This window comes from Nocardia araoensis NBRC 100135 (assembly GCF_000308435.1).
Classification (GTDB): Bacteria; Actinomycetota; Actinomycetes; order Mycobacteriales; family Mycobacteriaceae; genus Nocardia; species Nocardia araoensis.
This window is the reverse complement of sequence record NZ_BAFR01000059.1, coordinates 41146-61762: the sequence shown is the minus strand read 5'-3', so window position 1 is coordinate 61762 and position 20617 is coordinate 41146. Positions and strand designations below refer to the sequence as shown.

At 69.7% G+C, this 20617-nt stretch carries 21 protein-coding genes, 1 other RNA gene and 1 pseudogene; 11 read left to right on the top strand and 12 right to left on the bottom strand.

The window, feature by feature from the left end; genetic code table 11:
• The 3 genes from ON21_RS08415 to ON21_RS08405 form a co-directional block, all read right to left on the bottom strand.
• The coding region (locus tag ON21_RS08415) for a neutral zinc metallopeptidase (RefSeq protein ID WP_039796959.1) at positions 1 to 1165 on the bottom strand (1165 nt) is incomplete at its 3' end.
• Positions 1166 to 1446: 281 nt separating this feature from the next.
• Positions 1447 to 2391, bottom strand: coding sequence for an endonuclease/exonuclease/phosphatase family protein (locus ON21_RS08410; RefSeq protein WP_039796935.1), 945 nt, complete (start codon positions 2389 to 2391; stop codon positions 1447 to 1449).
• A 106-nt stretch (positions 2392 to 2497) separates the two neighbouring features.
• The gene (locus tag ON21_RS08405; protein WP_039796934.1) at positions 2498 to 3190 is read right to left on the bottom strand and encodes a class I SAM-dependent methyltransferase; all 693 of its coding nucleotides are present in this window, start codon (positions 3188 to 3190) and stop codon (positions 2498 to 2500) included.
• A 159-nt stretch (positions 3191 to 3349) separates the two neighbouring features.
• Here ON21_RS08405 and ON21_RS08400 point away from each other — a divergent pair, with 159 nt between their 5' ends.
• Positions 3350 to 3643: a hypothetical protein gene (locus ON21_RS08400; protein ID WP_039796932.1), complete on the top strand. Its 294-nt coding sequence runs from the start codon at positions 3350 to 3352 to the stop codon at positions 3641 to 3643.
• 117 nt (positions 3644 to 3760) lie between these two features.
• Here ON21_RS08400 and ON21_RS08395 read toward each other — a convergent pair whose 3' ends face one another.
• Both ON21_RS08395 and ON21_RS08390 read right to left on the bottom strand, forming a co-directional pair.
• Positions 3761 to 4408: a cysteine hydrolase family protein gene (locus ON21_RS08395; protein WP_039796930.1), complete on the bottom strand. Its 648-nt coding sequence runs from the start codon at positions 4406 to 4408 to the stop codon at positions 3761 to 3763.
• A gap of 2 nt (positions 4409 to 4410) precedes the next feature.
• Positions 4411 to 4737, bottom strand: a complete 327-nt coding sequence (locus ON21_RS08390; protein ID WP_039796958.1) for a YciI family protein — start codon at positions 4735 to 4737, stop codon at positions 4411 to 4413.
• 106 nt (positions 4738 to 4843) lie between these two features.
• Here ON21_RS08390 and ON21_RS08385 point away from each other — a divergent pair, with 106 nt between their 5' ends.
• A complete protein-coding gene (locus ON21_RS08385; RefSeq protein ID WP_039796928.1) occupies positions 4844 to 5179 on the top strand; it encodes a winged helix-turn-helix transcriptional regulator in 336 nt (111 codons plus the stop codon).
• A gap of 54 nt (positions 5180 to 5233) precedes the next feature.
• On the opposite strand, the gene ON21_RS08380 is transcribed toward ON21_RS08385, so the two are convergent.
• The 3 genes from ON21_RS08380 to ON21_RS08370 all read right to left on the bottom strand — a co-directional run bounded on the left by ON21_RS08380 (position 5234) and on the right by ON21_RS08370 (position 11338).
• Positions 5234 to 8245 carry a bifunctional [glutamine synthetase] adenylyltransferase/[glutamine synthetase]-adenylyl-L-tyrosine phosphorylase gene (locus tag ON21_RS08380; RefSeq protein WP_039796927.1) on the bottom strand — a complete coding sequence of 1004 codons (3012 nt, stop codon included), beginning with the start codon at positions 8243 to 8245 and terminating at the stop codon, positions 5234 to 5236.
• A gap of 57 nt (positions 8246 to 8302) precedes the next feature.
• Positions 8303 to 9640: a glutamine synthetase family protein gene (locus tag ON21_RS08375; RefSeq protein WP_039796925.1), complete on the bottom strand. Its 1338-nt coding sequence runs from the start codon at positions 9638 to 9640 to the stop codon at positions 8303 to 8305.
• A 159-nt stretch (positions 9641 to 9799) separates the two neighbouring features.
• Positions 9800 to 11338: an alpha/beta hydrolase gene (locus ON21_RS08370; protein WP_039796957.1), complete on the bottom strand. Its 1539-nt coding sequence runs from the start codon at positions 11336 to 11338 to the stop codon at positions 9800 to 9802.
• A gap of 186 nt (positions 11339 to 11524) precedes the next feature.
• On the opposite strand from ON21_RS08370, the gene panB reads away from it, so the two are divergent.
• The 3 genes from panB to ON21_RS08355 are packed head-to-tail and all read left to right on the top strand — an operon-like array spanning position 11525 to position 13059.
• Positions 11525 to 12379 (top strand): 3-methyl-2-oxobutanoate hydroxymethyltransferase, encoded by an 855-nt coding sequence (gene panB / locus ON21_RS08365; protein WP_039796956.1) that lies wholly within the window; start codon positions 11525 to 11527, stop codon positions 12377 to 12379.
• A 57-nt stretch (positions 12380 to 12436) separates the two neighbouring features.
• On the top strand, positions 12437 to 12655 hold the full coding sequence (locus tag ON21_RS08360) for a hypothetical protein (RefSeq protein ID WP_039796923.1): 219 nt from the start codon (positions 12437 to 12439) through the stop codon (positions 12653 to 12655).
• Positions 12652 to 13059, top strand: a complete 408-nt coding sequence (locus ON21_RS08355; RefSeq protein WP_039796921.1) for a PIN domain nuclease — start codon at positions 12652 to 12654, stop codon at positions 13057 to 13059. Before ON21_RS08360 ends, ON21_RS08355 begins: the two co-directional genes overlap by 4 nt.
• 48 nt (positions 13060 to 13107) lie before the next feature.
• Here the strand turns inward: ON21_RS08355 and ON21_RS39940 are convergent, their stop codons facing one another.
• Positions 13108 to 13356, bottom strand: coding sequence for a hypothetical protein (locus ON21_RS39940; protein WP_245562510.1), 249 nt, complete (start codon positions 13354 to 13356; stop codon positions 13108 to 13110).
• Here ON21_RS39940 and ON21_RS08350 point away from each other — a divergent pair.
• The 3 genes and pseudogenes from ON21_RS08350 to ON21_RS39930 all read left to right on the top strand — a co-directional run bounded on the left by ON21_RS08350 (position 13346) and on the right by ON21_RS39930 (position 15536).
• Positions 13346 to 13669, top strand: coding sequence for a hypothetical protein (locus tag ON21_RS08350; protein WP_245562509.1), 324 nt, complete (start codon positions 13346 to 13348; stop codon positions 13667 to 13669). The genes ON21_RS39940 and ON21_RS08350 overlap by 11 nt on opposite strands.
• Positions 13670 to 13682: 13 nt before the next feature.
• Positions 13683 to 14630 (top strand): annotated as a pseudogene (pip, locus tag ON21_RS39935) (prolyl aminopeptidase); the annotation flags it as partial.
• 45 nt (positions 14631 to 14675) lie between these two features.
• Positions 14676 to 15536, top strand: coding sequence for a CHAD domain-containing protein (locus ON21_RS39930; protein WP_245562511.1), 861 nt, complete (start codon positions 14676 to 14678; stop codon positions 15534 to 15536).
• Between the two features lie 297 nt (positions 15537 to 15833).
• Here ON21_RS39930 and ON21_RS08340 read toward each other — a convergent pair whose 3' ends face one another.
• Positions 15834 to 17285, bottom strand: a complete 1452-nt coding sequence (locus ON21_RS08340) for an RNB domain-containing ribonuclease (protein ID WP_083880473.1) — start codon at positions 17283 to 17285, stop codon at positions 15834 to 15836.
• A gap of 16 nt (positions 17286 to 17301) precedes the next feature.
• Positions 17302 to 17616 carry a hypothetical protein gene (locus tag ON21_RS08335; protein WP_245562508.1) on the bottom strand — a complete coding sequence of 105 codons (315 nt, stop codon included), beginning with the start codon at positions 17614 to 17616 and terminating at the stop codon, positions 17302 to 17304.
• Between the two features lie 451 nt (positions 17617 to 18067).
• Between ON21_RS08335 and ON21_RS08330 the strand changes: the two genes are divergently transcribed.
• Positions 18068 to 18439 (top strand): hypothetical protein, encoded by a 372-nt coding sequence (locus ON21_RS08330; RefSeq protein ID WP_039796916.1) that lies wholly within the window; start codon positions 18068 to 18070, stop codon positions 18437 to 18439.
• 93 nt (positions 18440 to 18532) lie between these two features.
• On the opposite strand, the gene rnpB is transcribed toward ON21_RS08330, so the two are convergent.
• Positions 18533 to 18947, bottom strand: an RNA gene (rnpB, locus tag ON21_RS35680) — RNase P RNA component class A.
• A 36-nt stretch (positions 18948 to 18983) separates the two neighbouring features.
• Here rnpB and ON21_RS08325 point away from each other — a divergent pair.
• Positions 18984 to 19871: an alpha/beta hydrolase gene (locus ON21_RS08325; RefSeq protein WP_039796953.1), complete on the top strand. Its 888-nt coding sequence runs from the start codon at positions 18984 to 18986 to the stop codon at positions 19869 to 19871.
• Between the two features lie 149 nt (positions 19872 to 20020).
• A complete protein-coding gene (locus ON21_RS08320) occupies positions 20021 to 20593 on the top strand; it encodes an NUDIX hydrolase (RefSeq protein ID WP_039796914.1) in 573 nt (190 codons plus the stop codon).
• Positions 20594 to 20617: the final 24 nt, after the last annotated feature.

Here is a 20617-nt window from a genome sequence, read left to right as displayed (position 1 = left end):
GTTGTACCGCGAGCACATAGCGTGAGACGAAGACGACGAACGCGTTGTAGTCGCCGTCCACGACCGCCGACAGCGGGTCGTCGTCGGTCATCATTCCGCCGCGGCGGGCCAGGGCGGGCACATCCGTGCCGATCCGGTTCGCGCTCGGGCAGTACGACACCGGCCTGGTGCCGGTGGCGTCCGAGCAACCGCGGCCGACGCCGGAGTAGTCGAACTGCGGCGGCCGCGTGACCGGGAGGATCTTGGTCAGCGCCGCGCTCAGGCTGGTCAGCGCGGCGGCGTCCACCGGAAGCTGCGCCTGCTCCTCACCGGGCTCGAAGGTGGTGGGGAGATTGCCGCGGCGCTGGGCGATCTCCTTCCTGGTGATCTTCTTGCACCCGTCGGCGCCGTCGGTGTAGCCGATCTGCACCGCGGTCACCCGCTCGAAGGCAGAGCCGTGCACGTTGTCCGGATCGTTCGGATCCCGGTCGCGCACGGCCACCGTGGCGCCGAGCACGGCATTGAGGCCGTCGGTGGTGTTGAGCGTGAAGTGCGCCGAATCCCCTTCGGCCACATGGCGCAGGAAGACACCGGCGAGGCAGTCGGCCTGCTGTTCCTGCACGAGCGGCGGGGTCAGCAGACCCGCGAGTCTGGCCTGACCTTGGATGGCGTGCCCGTACTCGTGTGCGAGCACCATCACCACCGCCATCTCGCCGTACTTCTGCACCAGTTTCGGCAGCAGGACACCCCGGTCCCAGCCGATGGTGTGGTCACCGCCGCAGTAGGCGGCGTTCACCACCTGGTAGGTGTCGGACTTGCAGAACTTGACCGACTGCGTTCTGGGCGCCTTGGCATCCCAGGAGATGAACCTGGTCACCGGCTGGAATCTGCCGGGGAAGTGCTCTGGGTACTCGGTGGTCCAGAAGTCCTGCACGTCGGCGATGGTGTTCAGGGCCAGCTTGTCGACGGCGCCGCCGTCGCCGTTCTCCGCCGTGAGCGGCGCGTCCGGCACACCCTTGCGGGGACCGTTCGGGCCGGACGCCGTCATAGATCCCGCCAGCTCCCAGGTGTCGGCCGGCGGCGAGACCTGCTGCGCAGCATTGCCATTCGTGCCTTGCGCGCATCCGGCCAGTACTGCCGCCACTACCGCGAGCACGGCCACACCGAATCGCCTGTTCTTCGTCATCGAACTCGCCTCCCCGAGTACCGCGTCTCGGGCCCGCCGAGCGCTCACATCGTAATCGCCGCGAGCGCGCCGCGCGCATCACAGCGCCACGATCGCCGCCGGATCAGCAAGGCGCGCAGCGATTTCGCGCCCGGTCAGGCGCGCAGCAGGGTTATCCGGTGTCCGGCCGGGCTGGTGGTACTCGAGTCGCACCTGGTCGGCGGGTGCGGATCGGCGCGAGCCGTGCCGGAGCGCGCCGTCGATCCGAGCCGTGCACGGGGTGGCGAGGTCGGCAGGTGGAGTCACCGCAGGCGGATGTGGGCGAGCAGCGCTCGATGGTCCGAGCCGGGGACGGTGAGGGTGTGTACCTGTTCTGCGGTGGCGTCGGCGAGCAAGATGTGGTCGATGCCGATCACCGGGCCCCAGGTTCGATCGGCGGGGAAGGTGGGCAGCAGGCCCGCGCCGGCCTGGTCGGCCGCCGAGGCGAAGCTCCCGCGCAGCAGGTCGCGGAAGGCCGTGTGGTCGCGGGTCGCGTTGAAGTCCGCGCCGACGATGGCCGGGCCCCGCTGCGCGTCGAGGATCTCCCGGGTCCTGCGCATCTCCGCCTGCCAGGCGGGGAAATCGAACGGCGGCGGCACCGGATGGAACGCGAAGACGCTGATCGGTCCGCGTTCGGGGTGATCCATCGTCGCGGAGAGGGTGTTGAGGATGTATCCGTCGTATTTCCTGGTGTCCCGCAGCGGATATCGGCTGTAGATGCCGGTGCCGCCACCGCCGTCGCGGGTGGGCTCGGTGTAGCGGTACGGCAATTCACCGAGCAGACCCGCGCCCGCCAACCGCACCAGCGCGGCGTCGGTCAGTTCGTCCACGGTCAGCACGTCGACCCGGTTGTCCCGGACCGCGCGCACCACCGCGTCCGGATCGGCGCCGCCGAACAGGAGGTTCGACTGCATGACGGTCAGCTGCGGACCGCTCGCGGCCCGGCCCTCCGGCACGAACGCGGGCACCAGCGTCCAGAGCGTCGCCACGGCCAGCACCCCGGCGACAGCCGCGCTGCGCCACCCGCGCGCGATCAGCAACAGCACCGAGCCGACGATCGCGCCGATCATGAGATACGACGCCCCCGACGCGAGCAACACCAACCCGCGTCGCTGCCACGCCCCGAAATGCAGCACCATCCCGATGGCGCCCGCGGCTACTGCGCACCACCCCGCACCGAGCAGTGCCCGGTTCATCCATTTACGCATGCGGTCGAGCCTAGGCACTATCGATCCGGTGCAGCCCGAGACCACAGGAAGCCCGGGCACTTCGGGGGCTGACGATATTTCGCCCGGGCGACGCCTGTGGGAGAAGTCAGCCCAGGTGGGCCGACAGCAGCCAGGCCGGAACCGACTTACGGCCGCCGGGCTCGTCCCGTATTCCTTCGAACCGCACAGGCGAATTCTCGGGCAGCTCCGCAGGCAAGTCGGCGTGAATTCGCGCCGGCCTGATCTCATCGATCGTCCAATACTTCGACACCACCTCCCGAAGCTCATCGGCGGTAACGGGCGCTGGCCCCGGCTGGGGCGCTTCGGGCAGGCCCGCCCGGTCGAACACGAGCGCGAAGTACGACGCGCCCGGCGCGGCAGCGCGCACGATCGCCTCCTGGTAACCGTCCCGCGATTCGACCGGGATCGAATGGAACAGCGTGCTGTCGACGACGGTGCCGAAGCGGCCGTCGTAACCTGTGAACGAGGTGACGTCGGCGACCTCGAACGACGCGTTCGTCAGGCCGCGCCGGGCTGCCTCGGCACGCGCCAGCTCGACCGCCGTCGGCGACAGGTCCAAACCCACGACCGAGTAACCCCGCTCGGCCAGATACAGCGAGATCGCCGCCTCCCCACAGCCGACATCGAGCACGTCACCGTGGAACTTGCCCTGCTCGATCAGAGCGGCGAGCTCGGGTTGGGGTTCGCCGATACTCCACGGCGGCTTGACACCCGGGCCGAACGGGCCGCCGGTGCCCCGATAGGTGGCATCGAAATCGAACTCGTCTGGTGTCGTCATAGCACCTGGATATCAGGGCACCTGCCCTAGGTCGGGGACCCTCGCCCACGACGCGCTCGACAGGCGGCGGAACCGGACCGCATGCACGTCTGCCGACGCTCGACGACCCGGCGCGCCTAGTCTGGATGGGAACTGATGGCGGCATGTCGAGGGGGAGGAATGTACGTCGAGCAATTCCGCGCGCCGGGACCGCTCACGGCCGAGATCGCCGAAGACCTGGCCTTCGTTCCGGGTATGTATCGCTCGTCCATCACGGTCAGCAGCAACGGGCGCAGCGTGCACGCGCCCGTCCTGCCGGTGGCCTGGGACGTCCTGCGGATCCGCGCCGGCACCGAGGTCACCGTCACGACCGCGAACGGGCTCGGCGACGAGGACCGGCTCGCCCTGCGCCGGTTCGTCGATCGCTTCCAGACCTTGACCCGCGCCGCGAACACCCCACAGCAGGCGAGCTGACCCGCGAGAATCGGTGACCCGATCACCCTATGCCAGGGCGCGATCGCGTATTCAGACGAACGAACTGATGGCCGCGAAACCGGCACGCGGCGCGCACCGGTTCGCCGGGCCACTGCGTCAGTCGCAGGGCCGACTCATGGCCGCTGTGAGCGCGGCGGTGTCCGTGGTGAGCGATCCGCCGGTGAATTCGAGAGTGGCATAGGACCTTTCGGCCGCAGCCGGATGACCGGCGCCGCACGCGTCGGTGACGATGATCGGCAGGTAGCCCAGGTCCAGGCTGTGCCGGACGGTCGGCTCGATGCCCACCTCCATGGCGATGCCCGCCACGGCATAGGTGTCGATGCCGCAGTCGCGCAGCGCGAAGTCCAGCGGCGTCGCCGCGAACGCCGACATGGTGATCTTGTCGAACACCACCTCGTCCGGACCCGGCGCCAATTCGGGCACCAAGTGGAATTGCGGCGAACCCTGCGGGAAGCTCGAGCGCACGTCCACCGGGTCGTCCACGCGCTGCCAGGACATGGCGGTGCGCAACTGGGCCACGCCCGACGCCGCGACCGGCAGGGACATGTGCCGGGTGTAGAACACCCGGAAGCCCGCCGCTCGCGCGGCGTCGCGCAGCCGCACGCACGCTCGCACGATCTCCTCGCCGCCGGGTATCTGCCGCACGATGCCGACCTGCATGTCGTAGATGAGCAGCGCCATCCGCGCGGGATCGCAGGCGTCCGAGAGGGTCTGCGGGATGCTCAGGCCGAAGGCGTGCCGCATGCTCACGCGGTCCGGTCGTAGGGCTCGGCGACGTCGACGGCCGGATCCATCAGCGCCTCCAGCGGCAAGGGCGCCTGGACCGGCACGAAGGTCCATTCCAGGTACCCGGCCTTGGTCAGCGGGAAATCCGCGACGTACTTGCGCGCGTCCTCCACGCTGTCGACCTCGAATACGATCACCACGCCCGGCTCGTCGGCGCGGGCGTAGTTCTCCCGCACGATGCCCGCCTTCCACAGCCGCCACACATTGGCGACCTCCTCGGGCAGGTACGGGTTGATCGTCTCCAGCGTGACGCCTGGCTTGAAGCGGTCGAAAACGATGACCTTCACGATGTTTCGCTCCATGTCTGCGGTGGTCGATACGAACGGCATTCATGGAATCGCGATGATTACAGTGTTACAAGAACGCACTTTTCAGTGAGTACCCGGAGGACATGTGCCCGGTAAGGCCTACAACTGCGCCGTGGAGGTGACCGTCGACCTGATCGGCGGTAAGTGGAAGCCGGTGATCCTGGCCCACTTGAAGGAGGGCGTGCACCGGTATGGCGAGTTGCGCAGGCGGATGCCGACCACCAGCGAGAAGATGCTCGTCCAGCAACTGCGCGAGCTGGAGTCCGACGGACTGGTCCGGCGCACCATCTTCGACACGGTGCCGCCGCAGGTCGAATACACCCTCACCGACGAGGGCCGCACTCTGGTCCCGGTCCTCACCGCGCTCTACGACTGGGGTGCACAGCGCGCGGCCCGCACCGGCCTCACCGTCGGTCCCTGAGTCCGGGCCGAGCACGCTCGGGTCCTCCGTAGGGCTTGCGCGCGAGCAGCGGCTTCACGCGCCGAAGACTCGTTCGACGACCGCTTTGGCGCGCCGGGTGACGCGCATGTAGTGGTCGAGGAATTCGCTGCCGTCGTCGTTGGGCCACCCCGCGACGCGGGCGACGGCGGAAAGGAGCCGCCCCGGGCCCGGTAGCTGATCGCTCGGTTTGCCGCGCACCAGGACCAAGGCGTTGCGGGCGTTGGTGGCGGTCAGCCACGCGTCGCGCAGCAGCGCCACGTCCTGCGCGTCCAGTAGCTCGGTCCGCTCGATCACATCCAGCGCCTCGAGCGTGGAGGTGTTGTGCAAGCCGGGCACCTCGTGGGCGTGCCGCAGCTGCACCAGCTGAACCGTCCACTCGATGTCGGCCAGGCCCCCGCGGCCCAGCTTCGTGTGCGTGGCCGGATCGGCGCCGCGGGGCAGCCGCTCCGCGTCCACCCTGGCCTTGATCCGCCGGATCTCGCGTACCGCCTCGGCCGACACGCCGCCCGCCGGGTACCGCACCTTGTCGATGACGTGCAGGAAACGCACCCCCAGTTCCTCGTCGCCCGCCACTTGGTGTGCGCGCAGCAGCGCCTGCACCTCCCAGGGTTGCGCCCACTGCTGGTAGTACGCCGCGTAGGCGGCCAGCGTGCGCACCAGCGCGCCGTTGCGCCCCTCCGGACGCAGCCCGGCGTCCACGTGCAGCGGCGGGTCGGTGCTCGGCGCGCCGAGCAGTCGCTGCACCCGATCGGCCACCCCGATCGCCCACTTCACGGCCTTGGTCTCGTCCTCGCCCGGCCGCGGGTCGCACACGAACAGCACGTCCGCGTCCGAGCCGTAGCCGAGCTCCATGCCGCCGAGCCTGCCCATGCCGATCACCGCGATGTCGGCGGGCGCGCGGCAGCCCATCTCCGCTTCGCTCCCCCGGATCACCGCGCGCAACGATGCCTCGAGCACCGCGACCCACACCGACGACAACGCCCGGCACACCTGCGGCACTTCGAGCATGCCGAGCAGATCGGCCGACGCCACCCGCGCGAGTTCGTGTCTGCGCAGCGAACGAGCCGCGGCCACAGCACGTTTCGGGTCGTCGTACCGAGCGGCGGCGGTGAGGATGCCGCGGGCCACCTCGTCGGGCTGCGGGCCGAGCAGCAGCGGGCCGCTCGGGCCGTCGGCGTACATCCGGATCGTCTCCGGCGCGTTGATCAGCAGATCGGGCAGGTATTCCGAGGATCCGAGCACGATCATCAGCCGTTGTGCGATCGCCCCCTCGTCGCGCAGTTCGCGCAGGAACCAGATCTGGTCGGCGAGCCCCTCCGACACCCGGCGATAGGCCAGCAGGCCCGCGTCGGGATTCGGTGTCTCACCGAGCCATTCGAGCAGCGTCGGCAGCAGCAGGGCTTGGATGCGCCCTTTGCGGGATACACCACCGGTGAGGGCCTTCAGGTGACCGAGAGCGTGTTCCGGCGCCGCGTAGCCGAGCGCGGCCAGCTGCCGGATGGCGGCCTCGGGACTCAGGCGCAGCGCGTCGGGCTCCAGCCGCACCACCGAATCCAGCAGCGGCCGGTAGAACAACTTGGCGTGCAAGCGCCGCACGCGCACCGCGTTCCGGCGGATCTCACTGGCCAGCACACCCACCGCGTCCTGTCTGCCGTCCGGCCGGATGTGCGCCGCGCGGGCCAGCCAGCGCATGCCCTCCTCGTCGTCGGCGGCGGGCAGGGTATGGGTGCGACGCAGCCGCTGCAACTGGAGCCGGTGTTCCAGCAGCCGCAGGAACTCGTAGGAGGCCGTGAGGTTGGCCGCGTCGTCGCGACCGACGTAGCCGCCCGCGGCCAGCGCGGTCAGCGCCTCGACGGTGCCCTGCACGTGCAGCGTCTCGTCCACGCGCCCGTGCACCAATTGCAGCAACTGCACCGCGAATTCGACGTCCCGCAGGCTGCCGCGGCCCAGCTTGAGTTCGCGTTCGCGCAGATCGGCGGGCACCAGATCCTCCACCCGGCGGCGCATCGCCTGCACGTCGGCGACGAAATCGGGACGCTCCGACGCCGACCACACCATCGGCATCAGCGCGGCGCGGTACTGCTCGCCGAGCGCGATGTCACCGGTCGCCGGTCGATTCTTCAACAGCGCCTGGAACTCCCAGGTGCGTGCCCAGCGTTTGTAGTAGGCGACGTGCGAATCCAGCGTCCGCACCAGCGCACCGGCTTTGCCCTCCGGCCGCAGCGCGGCGTCGACCTCGAAGAACGCCTGGCTCGCCACGCTCATCATCTCCGCGGCCAAGCGCGTCGCGGTGGCGTCGGCGGGCTCGGCGACGAACACCACGTCGACGTCGCTGACATAGTTCAGCTCGCGCGCGCCGCACTTGCCCATCGCGATCACGCCCAGCCGCACCGGAACCGGCTCGTCCTTGCAGACCCGCGCCACCGCGACCGCCAGCGCCGCGGTCAGTGCGGCGTCGGCCAGGTCGGTGAGCTGCCTGCCGACCACCTGGTAGGGCAGCACGGGCTCGTTCTCCACGGTGGCCGCCAGATCCAGCGCGGCCAGCAGCATCAGATGATCGCGGTAGCGCTTGCGCAGCGACGCCACCACTTCGGGTCCGCAGATGCCCGCGCGAAACAGCATCGGCGTCGCGTTCGGCCCTTCCTCGGGCACCGCGTCGACCACGGCGAGCAGATCGGCGATCAGATCGTCGCGTCCGGGCAACTCCTTGCGGCGCAACCCTTCCCATGCCTCCGGCGCCGCGACGAGATGATCGCCGAAGGCGCTGGACGAACCGAGCAGCGCGAACAGCCTGCCGCGCAGCGACGTATCGGTACGGACCGCCGAATCGATGGCATCCCAACCGTCCCCGATGCTCTCGCGCAGCCGCATGAGCGTGCTCAACGCGAGATCGGCGTCGGGCGCGCGGGACAGCGACCACAGCACGGGGATACTCTCGACGTTGTCCCAGCCCAGTTCGCGCAGCGACGCGGCGGCGGACGGCTCGAGCAATCCGAGCCGACCGACACCGGGGACAGCGGAACGGGCAGACGGTGGCCGGACCATGGCTCTCAAATTACAGGGCCGGCACCGCGCGCACGCCGCCCCCGCACATCGCCCGGGTTACAACCCCAGATATTCACGGAGTTCGAACGGCGTGACCTGACTGCGGTAGTCCGCCCACTCCCGGCGCTTGTTGCGCAGGAAGAAGTCGAACACGTGCTCGCCCAGGGTCTCTGCGACCAGCTCCGAGCGCTCCATCGCCGCCAGCGCCTCGTCCAGCGTGCCGGGCAGCTCACGGAAGCCCATCGCGCGCCGCTCGGCGACGGTCAGCGACCACACGTCGTCCTCGGCCTCCGGCGGCAGCGTGTAGCCCTTCTCGATGCCCCGCAGACCGGCCGCGAGCAGCACGGCGAACGCCAGGTAGGGGTTGCACGCCGAATCTGGGCTGCGGATCTCGACGCGGCGCGAGGACGACTTGTTCGGCGTGTACATCGGGACGCGCACCAGGGCGGAGCGGTTGGACCGGCCCCACGAGGCCGCGGTCGGTGCCTCGCCGCCGTGGATGAGGCGCTTGTAGGAGTTCACCCACTGGTTGGTGACCGCGCTGATCTCCGGGGCGTGCTCGAGGATGCCCGCGATGAACGCGCGCGCCGTCTCCGACAGGTTGATCGGGTCGTCGGGGTCGTGGAAAGCGTTGGTCTCGCCCTCGAACAGGCTCATGTGCGTGTGCATCGCCGAGCCCGGGTACTCGGCGAAGGGCTTGGGCATGAAGGTGGCGCGCACGCCCTCGTCGATGGCCACTTCCTTGATCAGGTAGCGGAAGGTCATCACGTTGTCGGCCATCGACAGCGCGTCGGCGTAGCGCAGGTCGATCTCCTGCTGGCCGGGAGCGCCCTCGTGGTGGCTGAACTCGACGGAGATGCCCATGGACTCCAGCGCGTCGATGGCGTGGCGGCGGAAGTTCGGCGCCGAGTCGTGCACGGCCTGGTCGAAGAAGCCGCCGGTGTCGGCGGGAACCGGGGCGCCGTCTCTCGCGCCGTTCTCCAGCAGGAAGAACTCGATCTCCGGGTGCACGTAGCAGCTGAAGCCGACATCGCCCGCCTTGTTCAGCTGGCGGCGCAGCACGTGGCGCGGGTCGGCCCAGGACGGGGAGCCGTCCGGCATGGTGATGTCGCAGAACATGCGCGCGGAGTGCTGGTGACCCTTGCTCGTTGCCCACGGCAGCACCTGGAAGGTCGACGGATCCGGCCGGGCGACCATGTCGGCCTCGGAGACACGGGCGAAGCCCTCGATGGCCGAGCCGTCGAAACCGATACCCTCTTCGAACGCGCCCTCGAGCTCGGCGGGCGCGATCGCGACGGATTTCAGGTAACCCAAGACGTCGGTGAACCAGAGACGTACGAAGCGGATGTCCCGCTCTTCGAGCGTCCGCAGCACGAATTCCTTCTGGCGATCCATGCCCGCGAGCGTAAGCATCCGGCGTTAAATCTGTGTTACATACACGCTTAAGATTGCTGACCTGGATTTTTTCGGAAGACTCCGCACAGTCGGATCGTCCGGTTTGTGAGATTTTTCCGGAACGGGCCGGGTCGCGTGACCCATCAGCAACCGAAGGGCTCAGCAGGTGAGACCGGAAGCGGGTTCGGTCAGGTCGACCAGATAGGCGATGACCGCGTCGTCGACGCAGGGGACGCCGCCCGCGAGCGCCACCGTGTGCCGGTTGCCCTGATAGGTGATCAGCGCGGCGCCCAGCTGGTCGGCCAAGTCGACTCCGGCCTGGTACGGGGTCGCCGGGTCCTCGGTGGTCGACACCACCACCGTCTTCGGCAGGCCGGTCACCGAGATGCGATGCGGCGTACTCGAGTTCGGCACCGGCCAGGCGGTGCACAGCTCCAGCGGCGCCGCGCCGGTGCCGCGCCCGTCGTCCAGGAACGGGGCCGCCTTCCGGTATTCCGCGTCCTGACGTGCGGCCACCGCGCGATCGGTGATGCGGGGATCGTCCACGCAGCGGATCGCGTTGAACGCGTCGGTGGTGTTGGCGTAGGTGCCGTCGTCGCGGCGGCCGTCGTACAGGTCGGCCAGCGTGAGCAGCGTGTCGCCGCGCCCGTCGCGCAGTTCGGACAGCCCCAGCGTGAGCACCTGCCAGAACTCGTCGGTGTAGAGGGCTTGACGCACGCCGGTGACCGCGTCGCCGTAGGTCAGCCCGCGCGGATCGGTGGTCGCCGCGGGCTTGTCCCACAGCGGGTTCACCAACGCGCGGAACCGCGGCACCGCCTGCGCCGGATCGGTGCCCAGCGGGCAGTCCGGCTGGCGCGCGCAGTCGGCGGCGTAGGCGTCGAACACCTTCTGGAAGCCCGCCGCCTGGCGCAACGATTCCTGCACCGGATCCTGCGAGGAATCGATGGCGCCGTCGAGCACCATGGCGCGCACGTGGTCGGGGAACCGCTCCGCGTACGCCGAACCGATCTTGGTGCCGTAGGAGTAGCCGACGTAGGTCAGCTTCGCGTCGCCGAACGCGGCGCGCATGATGTCGAGGTCCTGCACCACCTCGCGGGTGCCGACATGGGCGAGGAATTCCTTTCCGGTCCGCTCGGCGCAGCGGCCCGCGTACCGGGTGTTGTCGCCCTCGGCGTCGGCGATGCCCGCGGGCGTGTAGTCCTCCTCCGGCTCCGCGCGCTCGGCGTCCTGCTCCTGGGGCGTCTGGCAGACGATCGAGGGGGTGGAGGAACCGACGCCGCGCGGGTCGAAGCCGATCCGGTCGAAGCGCTCGGCCAACGCCGTCTTGTTGCCGAGCGACGACAGGCCGAGGCCGGACTCCCCCGGCCCGCCGGGGTTCATCACCAGCGAACCGACCCGCCGCCCGGTCGCCCGCATCCGGGACACCGCGATCTGCGCGGTCGGGCCGTCGGGCGCCGCGTAGTCCACCGGCACGGTGATCCGCGCGCACTCGGCGCTCGGCGGCAGCCGGTCGTCGGGCCCGCCGAATCCGGTGCAGTCACCCCACTGCACCACCTGTCCGTAGAACTTCTCCAGCCCGGTGGGCGGCGCGGGCAGCGGCTGTCCCGTTTCGGTGCGCGTGGCGGCACACCCCGACACCAGCACAGCGAGCGACGCCAGCACCGCCACCGGGAGCGCACCGCGCCCACTCCGCACCATCGACATGCTGTCGATCCTGCCATCGGGCAAACGCGGCGACCGCCCCGGGCGAACCCTTCCGGCGCTGTGACCAATCGCACCGGTCATCGGCCTTAATCCGCCTCGGTGGCGGGTGGCACACTGAAATCGTCAGAACTCCCGGGGACCCGGACGGGCCCCGAGGCGACACAGACGAAAGGGACGATGATGTCCGTATCCGATTCGGAAACCCCTGCCTACGGTGCGGCGCCCGCCGAGCCCAAGAAATTGCGCAAGACCCGGGTGCACCACCTGCAGCAGATGAAGGCCGACGGTGAACGGTGGGCGATGCTGACCGCCTACGACTATTCCTCGGCGCGGCTGTTCGAAGAAGCGGGCATTCCCGTGCTGCTGGTCGGCGATTCCGCGGCCAATGTGGTCTACGGCTACGACACCACCGTGCCGATCACCGTCGACGAGCTCATCCCGCTGGTGCGCGGGGTGGTGCGCGGCGCTCCGCACGCGCTGGTGGTGGCCGACCTGCCGTTCGGCACCTACGAGTCCTCCCCGCAGCAGGCGCTGGCGACGGCGACGCGGTTCATGAAGGAGGGCGGGGCACACGCGGTGAAGTTGGAGGGCGGCGAGCGGGTCGCCGATCAGATCGCGCTGATCACCGCGGCGGGCATCCCGGTCATGGCGCACATCGGCTTCACCCCGCAGAGCGTGAACACCCTCGGTGGATTCCGGGTGCAAGGCCGCGGCGACGGCGCCGAGCAACTGATCGCCGACGCCATCGCGGTCCAGGAGGCGGGCGCGTTCTCCGTGGTGATGGAGATGGTCCCGGCCGAACTGGCCGGACAGGTCACCCGCAAACTCACCATTCCGACCGTCGGCATCGGCGCAGGCGCCGACACCGACGCGCAGGTGCTGGTCTGGCAGGACATGGCGGGCTACACCAGCGGCAAGACCGCGAAGTTCGTCAAGCGTTTCGGCCACGTCGGCGACGAACTGCGCACCGCCGCAGCGGCTTACGCCGACGAAGTGCGCCGGGGCACCTTCCCCGGGCCGGAGCACAGCTTCTGATACCGGACCTCCCTTGATATATTGGTGTATATCCGTATATCAAGGGAGGTGCGGAGTATGACGCGGACCATAGTCGATCTCGATGACGCGGCACTGGCGTTCGCTCAGCAGCAACTGGGCACGCGAACCAAACGCGACACGATCAATCGCGCGCTGGCCATCGCGGCGGGCCTGACCGCGGACGATCGCGCGCGCGGTCTGTCCTGGTTGCAGGCCAATGCCGAGGAAATCCTGGACATCGACGCCCTGGCGAGCGGGGAGCAGTCCCAGCGGTGACCTACCTCGCCGACACCTCAGCCGTGTGGCGACTGCTCCGCGGCCAGGTACAGGAGCCCTGGCCGGGCCAGGTTGCGCAAGGACTCGTCGCGCTCTGCCCGCCGGTGGAAGCCGAACTCATGGTTTCCGTTCGATCGGGCAAGGACTTCGAACCGTTCTTCGCGGTTCTCGGTCGCACCTTCGGCTGGTACCCCGCGCTCGACGCTCCCTGGCGCCACGTGTTGGCGGTGCAGCGTGATCTGATCCGCATCGGCCATCATCGCGGGCCGTCGCCGATGGACATCGTCATCGCGCTCACCGCGCTCGAGCACCGTCTGACGCTCTTGCACGCGGACGCGGACTTCGACGCGATCGCGAAGGTAAGACCGGAGCTCCCGATGATCCGCGTCGACCAGTCGACCTGAGGCCCGACGAATTCCGGTTGCGGAGGGTGGAGCCGTGCCGGTCGATCGCTACGCGCGCACTTCGGTTGAACTCTTCCCACCGAAAACGGCCGGTTCGGGCCGGTCGGCGGAATCAATGGCAGACTCGATGCCGACAATCCCGACACGACCAGAGGTATCCATGCCGTACAGCCGTTGGATTTCACGCAGCACCCTGCTGGTGGCGGGCGCTCTCGCCGCCGCGGCGTTGACCGCTTGCGGCAGCGACTCGGGCCCGGCACCCACCGGCAGCTCGAGTTCCACCACCGTGTCGGCCACCGCCGCTCCCGGCACCACCTCCGGCCGCGTCACGCCGACGAGTCCGGAGATCTCCGACGCCGCCGCGACCCAGCTGTGCGACATGATCCGGCCGGAACTGTCCAATTGGCGGATCCAGGGCGGGACCCTGGGCAAGATCGGGCTGAACGCCTTGGTGCACGAGTGGGCGTTGCGCAACGGCGGCATCAACGGCGCGGTGCTGGCCGACAAGCCGATCGTCGACCGCGCCACCGTCAAGGCCTGCCCGGACGTGCGCCAGCAGGCCGTGGAGGCGCTGGGCATCCCCGACCTGGCCTCTGGCCTGGCGTTCTGAGCCGGGCGGCCGGATGCGCACCCTCTACCCCGAGATCGAGCCGCACGACTCCGGCATGCTGGCGGTCGGTGACGGCCAATCGGTCTACTGGGAGGTCAGCGGCAACCCGGCCGGCAAGCCGGTGGTCTTCCTGCACGGTGGGCCCGGCGGCGGCACCGCGCCGTTCCATCGGCGCTTCTTCGATCCGGCCGCCTACCGGATCGTGCTGTTCGACCAGCGTGGTTGCGGTCGCTCCATCCCGCACCTTGCCGACGGCGCGAGCCTGGAGCACAACACCACCGACCACCTGATCTCCGACATCGAGGCGCTGCGCGAACATCTCGGCATCGATCGCTGGCAGGTGTTCGGCGGTTCGTGGGGTTCCACCCTCGCGCTGGCCTACGCGCAGCGGCACCCCGGCCGGGTGACCGAACTGGTGTTGCGCGGCATCTTCCTGTTGCGCCGCAAGGAAATCGACTGGTACTACAACGGCGCCGCGGGCTACGTCTACCCGGACGAGTGGGAGAAGTTCCTCGCGCCGGTGCCCGAGGACGAACGCGATCAGGATCTGGTCGAGGTCTACCACCGCCTGCTGCACTCGCCCGACGAAGAACTCGCCCGCACGGCCGCGATCGCGTGGTCCAGCTGGGAGGCCGCGACGAGTTCGCTGCTGCCTCATCCGGATCGGGTGGCCGAGACCTCCGAGCCGCGATTCGCGCTGGCGTTCGCCAGGATCGAGAACCACTACTTCCGGCACGGCGGGTTCTTCGAAGAGGGTCGGCTGCTACGTGACATCGGCGCCATAGCGCACATCCCGGTGGTGATCGTGCAGGGCCGCCACGACATCGTCTGCCCGGCGGTCAGCGCGTGGGAATTGCACCGAGCATGGCCCGGCTCGGTCCTGCACATCGTGGACGACGCGGGCCACGCGGCGAACGAGCCCGGCATCACACATCACTTGGTCGAGGCCACCGACCGATTCGCGAAGGCGGGAGCGAGCACAGCGATCACGGCGGGGACCGCTTTGGTGGATGCGTTGCGCGAGGACATCGACCGGCTCTTGACCGCCGAGCCCGAGGTCCGCGCGGACGCGGAGGACTCGGTCCACCAAATGCGGGTGGCCACCCGCAGGCTGCGCAGCGTGCTGCGGTCCTACGGCGAACTGCTCGCCAAGAAGCCCGTCGCCACGATGGGCGCGGAACTCAAGTGGCTGGCCGGATTGCTCGGCGAAGCGCGGGACGCGGAGGTGCGCGCCGATCGGTTCGCCACGCTGCTGGCCGATCAGGCCGAGCGGGCCGACCCGGCCGCGCTGGACGCCGTCACCGCGCGTCTGGTGGACGCCGAGCGGGAGCGCTATCGCGCCGCGCACGACGAGGTGCTGACCGCGTTGGACGGCGCACGCTACCGCGAGTTGCGCGACGAACTGTCCGGCTGGCGCACCGATCCCCCGCTGCGCCACGCCCGCGCCGCGGCCGCGGCGGCGGACGTCTTCCGGGAGGTGCTGCGGCGCGACCTCGATCGGGTGGAATCCCTGATCCGCGCCGAACCCACCGTCGATCCGCTCGAACGGGTGGAACTGCTGCACGACATCCGCAAGAGCGCCAAGCGGCTGCGGTACTCGTGCGAGGCGGCACAGCAGATCCTCGGCGACGACGCCGCCGATCGCGGAGTCCGGGCGAAGAAGCTGCAGACCGTGCTCGGCGACCATCGCGACGCGGTGGAGTCGCACGACGCGATCCTGCACCGAGCGGGCGAGGCCGCGGCGGCGGGCGAAGATGCAGGCCTGTACGAGATGCTCGCGGCCGCGGAGGACGCCGCGGCCGGTCGTGAGCTGAGCCGCTATCCGGCGACCGCGGCGGCACTGTTCGGAGCGGCCGTCTCCCGGTGACCGAGCGTCCGCCCGCGCACGGTCGGGACGAGCCACCGCGTTCGGCGACGGGCGAAGACCCGGTCTGCACGAGATGCTCGCGGCCACGGAGCACGCCGCGGCCGTGCGCGAGCTGAGCCGCTATCCGGCGACCGCGACGGCGCTGTTCGCAGCGGCCGTCTCCCCGTGACCCGGCGTCTCCCCGTGACCCGGCGTCCCGCCGTGACCGGGCGTCCCGCCGTGACCCGGCGTCCCGCCGTGAACGGCGAGCTGATGCGACTCAACTGCCGATGGCGGGTCCTCGCGCACCGCACGCGTTCACGCCGGGTAGGTGAAGGACACTTTCCGCTCCTTCGGGTCGGCCGACAGCAGCCGCACCCGCACGGTCTCGCCTTCCGGCGGGCTCCCCGCGCACGGGCCGAGCACCGGCGGGTCGGCGACGAAGACCACGGCAGGCCGGTTGCCGTTGGCCTCGCGCACCACGACGGCGTCGAACGCCGCGCCGGTGCGCCGCGCGAGCAGGGTCGATTCGGTCAGGTCGATGCAGGCGCGTTCGATCTTGCCCGCGACGCTGTCGCTGCGCCGCATGGCGTCGGCGGCGCTCGCCAGCCCCTCCCGCACCCAGCGCGGCACTTCGGCCCCCGCGCACCTGGCCAGGCAGATCTCGGTCGCGAACCGGTCCGACAACCGCCGCAGCGGGGCGGTGACATGCGCGTAGGGCGCGCCGATCGCACTGTGGCGCAGCGCTTCCGGTGCCTGCGGTGCTTCCGCCGCACCGTCGACGACGGTGTAGGAGGCGCCGCGCAGCAAGGTGGTCGCCTCGGACATCAGCACCAATGCCGCGGGACTGCCGATGTCGAGCCGGGCCAGCATCCGCCCGACCGTTTCGCCATCGGGCCAGGCCACGCCCAGCGCCTGCGCGGTCCGGCGCATCGAATCGATCGCGGATTCCTGCGGCGGGGGCATGCTGCGCAACAGCGCCACCCGATGCCCCGCGGGCCCGTCCGCGTCCAGCATGATCCGCGCGGCGCACATGCCGGTCAGCAGCGAGACCTGCTCGTTCCAGTCGTCGGCGGCGGTGCGCGGTTCCACCACCAGTCGCCAGTGCCCGTCGGCGTGCTCGTCCTGGACCACACTTTGCGCGGGCAACCGCAGCCCGACCGCACCGCGCGCCAGCCCCGCCTCGATACGCCGCGTGCCGAACTCCGGCAGGGCGGCGATCGAGGGATGCAGCCGACCGGCGTCCGCGTCGGCCTGCACGCTGAAGTAGTCGAGCCGGGCACGGGAGCGCACCAGGGCGCGGACCACCGAGAATCGCACCGGCTCGGCGTGCTCGTCGAGTTCGATCGTCCACAGCGCGGCCGGACGCGTGCGGTCCGGAAGGAGGCTGGCGGACCCCTCCGACAACGCGGGCGGGTGCAGCGGCACGGCGCCGTCGGGAAGGTAGAAGGTCTGGCCCCTGGCGCCGGACTCCTTGGCGAGCGCGCCGTCGGGGGAGATCACGGCGCCCACGTCGGCGATGGCGTAGTGCACGGTGAAGCCGCCGGGGGTTCGTTCGATATGCAGGGCCTGGTCCAGATCCATGGCCCCGGGTGGGTCGATCGTCACGAACGGGATGTCCGTGCGATCGACCCGGTCGCCCGCGAACGCGTCCACCGCGTCGCGGGCCTCGGCACTGGCCTCGGCAGGGTATGCCGAGGCCAGGCCGAACTCGGACCGGATGGCGCCGAAATCGACCGGTGCCGACACGATCCGCTGGTGAAGTTCCACGCTTCGGCGCCGGGTCCTACTGCAGCGCCAGCATGGTGCCGTTCAACTGGTCGAACGGCCCGTAGACGGTGAACGTGACCCGGCCGTTCGGCACCGAGGACGACACCTGAGCCGCCGCGTCCAGCGCCTCACCGAAAGAGGCGGCGGACGGGTGCGGCAGCCCGGCGATAGCCAGACCGACATGATTCTGGTGCACCCACACCGTGTCGGCGGGACTCAGGTCGACCTGAACCCCACCTGGCAGCGGGGTCACCGCGACAGCGCCGGCCGAACCCGCACCCAGCACCGCGAAAACCGAAGCGGCGCCTGCGACCAATGCGCCGGCGACCATGGAGCGAACTACTCGCATATGTGTTGAGACCTGCTTTCCCGCGATCGAAGTATGAATAGCCCGATGCTGCCCCGCACCGGGCCTTGCCAACGGCGACTACTTTATGACGTCGATCACGATCAGGGCCAGTTCCGCACGAATCGGACAGCGGAAAATCTCACCCCGCGACACGACGGCGGCGGCGCTGCTAACGTGGCCCGCCGTGACGGGCTGGTTCGCCCGCGCGTTTGGAAAATGTCCCGCACGTCGACAATTTGGGAGCTCCATACCTATGTCATCGATTTTGTTCGACTACCTGCTGCCGCTGCTGGGCCCCGAGCAGGCCGCGTACTGGGCGCAGGTTTTCGTGATCAATCCGATCTGACCCGCGCGATTCTTTTCCCGCTACTCGTCGCCTCCCGTTAACCTGACGGGAGGCGGCGGTGGTTGTGGACGGCTAGCATGCCGCTCCGTGACAAGAACTACCGCCGCGATCGCGGCCAGCGCCACCCTCTTGGCCCTGCTCCTCACCGGTTGCGGGGACGACAAGACCAGCACCGCCACCTCGTCCGCCACCACCACCGCGGCACAGGCCACCGCCCAGGTCGACAGCGTGAAGGCGGGCGCGTTCCTCGTCAGCTTCCGCGGGGCATTCCCCAAGCTGGCCGAGGGCAAGGACGACGCGAAGGTCGCCAGCATCCTGACCGAGACCTGCGGCGACATCAAAGCGGGTAAATCCGAGGACGACGTCGTCAAGAACATCACCAAGCGCGCGGGCGGCGCCACCCAGCCCAGCGCCGAGGAAGCCAAGGCGATCTACCAAATGGCCAAACTCATGTGCTGACCCGCTCGCAATCCGGCCGTGCTTCGCACACCCGCCGATTTCGCGCGCGCAACGCGTGTGCGGAATCGAGCCGGTGTGCGAAGCACCCCCGGGCGGACGAGTTGGTCTGTAAGCCGGATCCTGTCCCCGGCACGGGGCCGGGAGGCGGCCATCCATCTGGGCACTCCGTCGCCGGGTGCCTCGAGCGGTCCACCCGCAGGCTCGGGCGAGCAGCCCTCGAGCGCCTGCGCAGCCGCACCGCGTACGGTGCGGCCTTCGACCTTGCTCCGGGCGGGGTTTACCGAGCCGCCCCGGTCACCCGGGGCGCTGGTGCGCTCTTACCGCACCGTTTCACCCTCACCACACGACCGCTGGGCCGTGGGCGGTCTGTTTTCTGTGGCACTTTCCCGCGGGTCACCCCGGGTTGCCGTTAGCAACCGCCCTGCTCTGTGGAGTCCGGACTTTCCTCGGCGCCGGGCGGCGGCACATCCGTGCCCGTTCCCTACGCCGCGGCCGCCCGACCAACTCGTCCGCCAGGACAGGATACTCGGTACGGTTTATGGCCATGGAACGTGTCGAGGTCGGCTTCCCATCCGGAAGCGAACAGTGCGCGGCGTGGCTATACCGCCCGGACGGCGCACCCAAACCCCGCCCGCTAGTGGTGATGGGACACGGCCTGGGGGCCAATCGGGAAATGGGACTGGATCGGTACGCGCGGCGTTTCGCCGCCGCGGGAATGGCGGTCCTGGTATTCGACTATCGGCATTTCGGCGCCAGTCAGGGCATGCCGCGCCAGTTGCTGAACATCGCGCGTCAGCGCGCGGACTGGCACGCCGCCATCGCGTACGCGCGCACGCTGCGCGGCATCGACGCGACCCGGATCGCGTTGTGGGGCACGTCGTTCGGCGGCGGGCACGTGCTCTCGGTCGCACCGGACGATGCCTATATCGCCGCCGTGGTCGCGCAGGTGCCGTTCACCAGCGGCCTGTCCTCGGCGTTGGCCAAGGGGCCGGTCAGCCTGGTCAAGGTCACCGCCATCGCGGCCACCGACCTGCTGCTGGGAACGCTGCGGCGCAAGCCGATCGGCATCCGGCTGGCCGGACGCCGCGGCGCCGCGGCGCTGATGAGCGCGCCCGACGTGCCGGACGGCTTCCGCAGGCTGACCGACGAGAGCGAGACCTACGAGCCGAAAGTAGCCGCGCGAGTGGCGTTCTCGGCGCTGTTGGACGCACCGGGGCGGCGCGCGAAGGCGCTGAAGATGCCGGTGCTGTACGCGCTGTGCGACGACGATTCCGTCGCGCCGGTGAAATCGGCGCTGCGCGCCGCCGAACGCACCAAGCACGCGGTGGTGAAACGTTATCCCGCAGGACATTTCGACATCTATTTCGACGAGTTCTTCGAGAAGACCGTGTACGACCAGACCGAATTCCTGGTGTCGGTGCTGCGGCCATAGGACGTTCACGGCCCGGCCCACGGCCGGGCCACACATCGGTGCCGCACTCGGTAGATTGCGGGACAGCACGCGTCGGCGTACACGGCCCGCCTGAAACCCGTTGTGCTGGACGGCTGAACCTGTCGGCGCCCGGCGCTACCGTCCGTGCCATGGATCCCGCCACCACCGCGGTCGCCGAGACCGTCCGCCGGATCGCGCCGCTCGACGAGCTCGAGCGGCAGCACATCGATACGACGCTGGCCTGGCTGGCGTCGACCGACGACATCTTCCGGCGGGCCAGACCTGCGACGCCGCCACGGCACCTGGTCTCCTATGTCGTGCTGGTCGATCCGGCGGCTCGGGCGGTGCTGCTCGGCAAGCATCGCCTCGCCGGGCTGTGGTTGCCGACCGGAGGGCATGTCGACCCGGGCGAGCATCCGTTCGACACCGCGCGGCGCGAAGCGGCCGAGGAGATCGGCGTGCAGGCCCGTTTCGACTTCGTCGGGCCCGACCCGCTGTTCCTCACCGTCACCACCACCGTCGGTTCGGGCGCCGGTCACGAAGACGTCAGCCTCTGGTATGTCATCCGCGGTGACCGCGCCGACGACCATGCCCTCGATCCGCGCGAGTTCGACGGTGAACGGTGGTGGGGGCTGGACGGATTCGCATGCCACGATACCGATCCGCACTTCGGACGTTTCCGCAGCAAACTCGACATCGCGCTGCGATCCGCCGCCGGCTGAGGGTTCCCTCGAGTCGACGGAGGC

What these genes read in the sequence shown, in the direction of transcription:
- ON21_RS08335 (WP_245562508.1), bottom strand. Translation starts at nt 17,616, where the DNA reads ATGGTCGCCGGCGCATTGGTCGCAGGCGCCGCTTCGGTTTTCGCGGTG.
- ON21_RS08320 (WP_039796914.1), top strand. Translation starts at nt 20,021, where the DNA reads ATGGATCCCGCCACCACCGCGGTCGCCGAGACCGTCCGCCGGATCGCG.
- ON21_RS08370 (WP_039796957.1), bottom strand. Translation starts at nt 11,338, where the DNA reads ATGGTGCGGAGTGGGCGCGGTGCGCTCCCGGTGGCGGTGCTGGCGTCG.
- ON21_RS08325 (WP_039796953.1), top strand. Translation starts at nt 18,984, where the DNA reads ATGGAACGTGTCGAGGTCGGCTTCCCATCCGGAAGCGAACAGTGCGCG.
- panB (WP_039796956.1), top strand. Translation starts at nt 11,525, where the DNA reads ATGTCCGTATCCGATTCGGAAACCCCTGCCTACGGTGCGGCGCCCGCC.
- ON21_RS08380 (WP_039796927.1), bottom strand. Translation starts at nt 8,245, where the DNA reads ATGGTCCGGCCACCGTCTGCCCGTTCCGCTGTCCCCGGTGTCGGTCGG.
- ON21_RS08410 (WP_039796935.1), bottom strand. Translation starts at nt 2,391, where the DNA reads ATGCGTAAATGGATGAACCGGGCACTGCTCGGTGCGGGGTGGTGCGCA.
- ON21_RS08360 (WP_039796923.1), top strand. Translation starts at nt 12,437, where the DNA reads ATGACGCGGACCATAGTCGATCTCGATGACGCGGCACTGGCGTTCGCT.
- ON21_RS08395 (WP_039796930.1), bottom strand. Translation starts at nt 4,408, where the DNA reads ATGCGGCACGCCTTCGGCCTGAGCATCCCGCAGACCCTCTCGGACGCC.
- ON21_RS08375 (WP_039796925.1), bottom strand. Translation starts at nt 9,640, where the DNA reads ATGGATCGCCAGAAGGAATTCGTGCTGCGGACGCTCGAAGAGCGGGAC.
- ON21_RS08400 (WP_039796932.1), top strand. Translation starts at nt 3,350, where the DNA reads ATGTACGTCGAGCAATTCCGCGCGCCGGGACCGCTCACGGCCGAGATC.
- ON21_RS08405 (WP_039796934.1), bottom strand. Translation starts at nt 3,190, where the DNA reads ATGACGACACCAGACGAGTTCGATTTCGATGCCACCTATCGGGGCACC.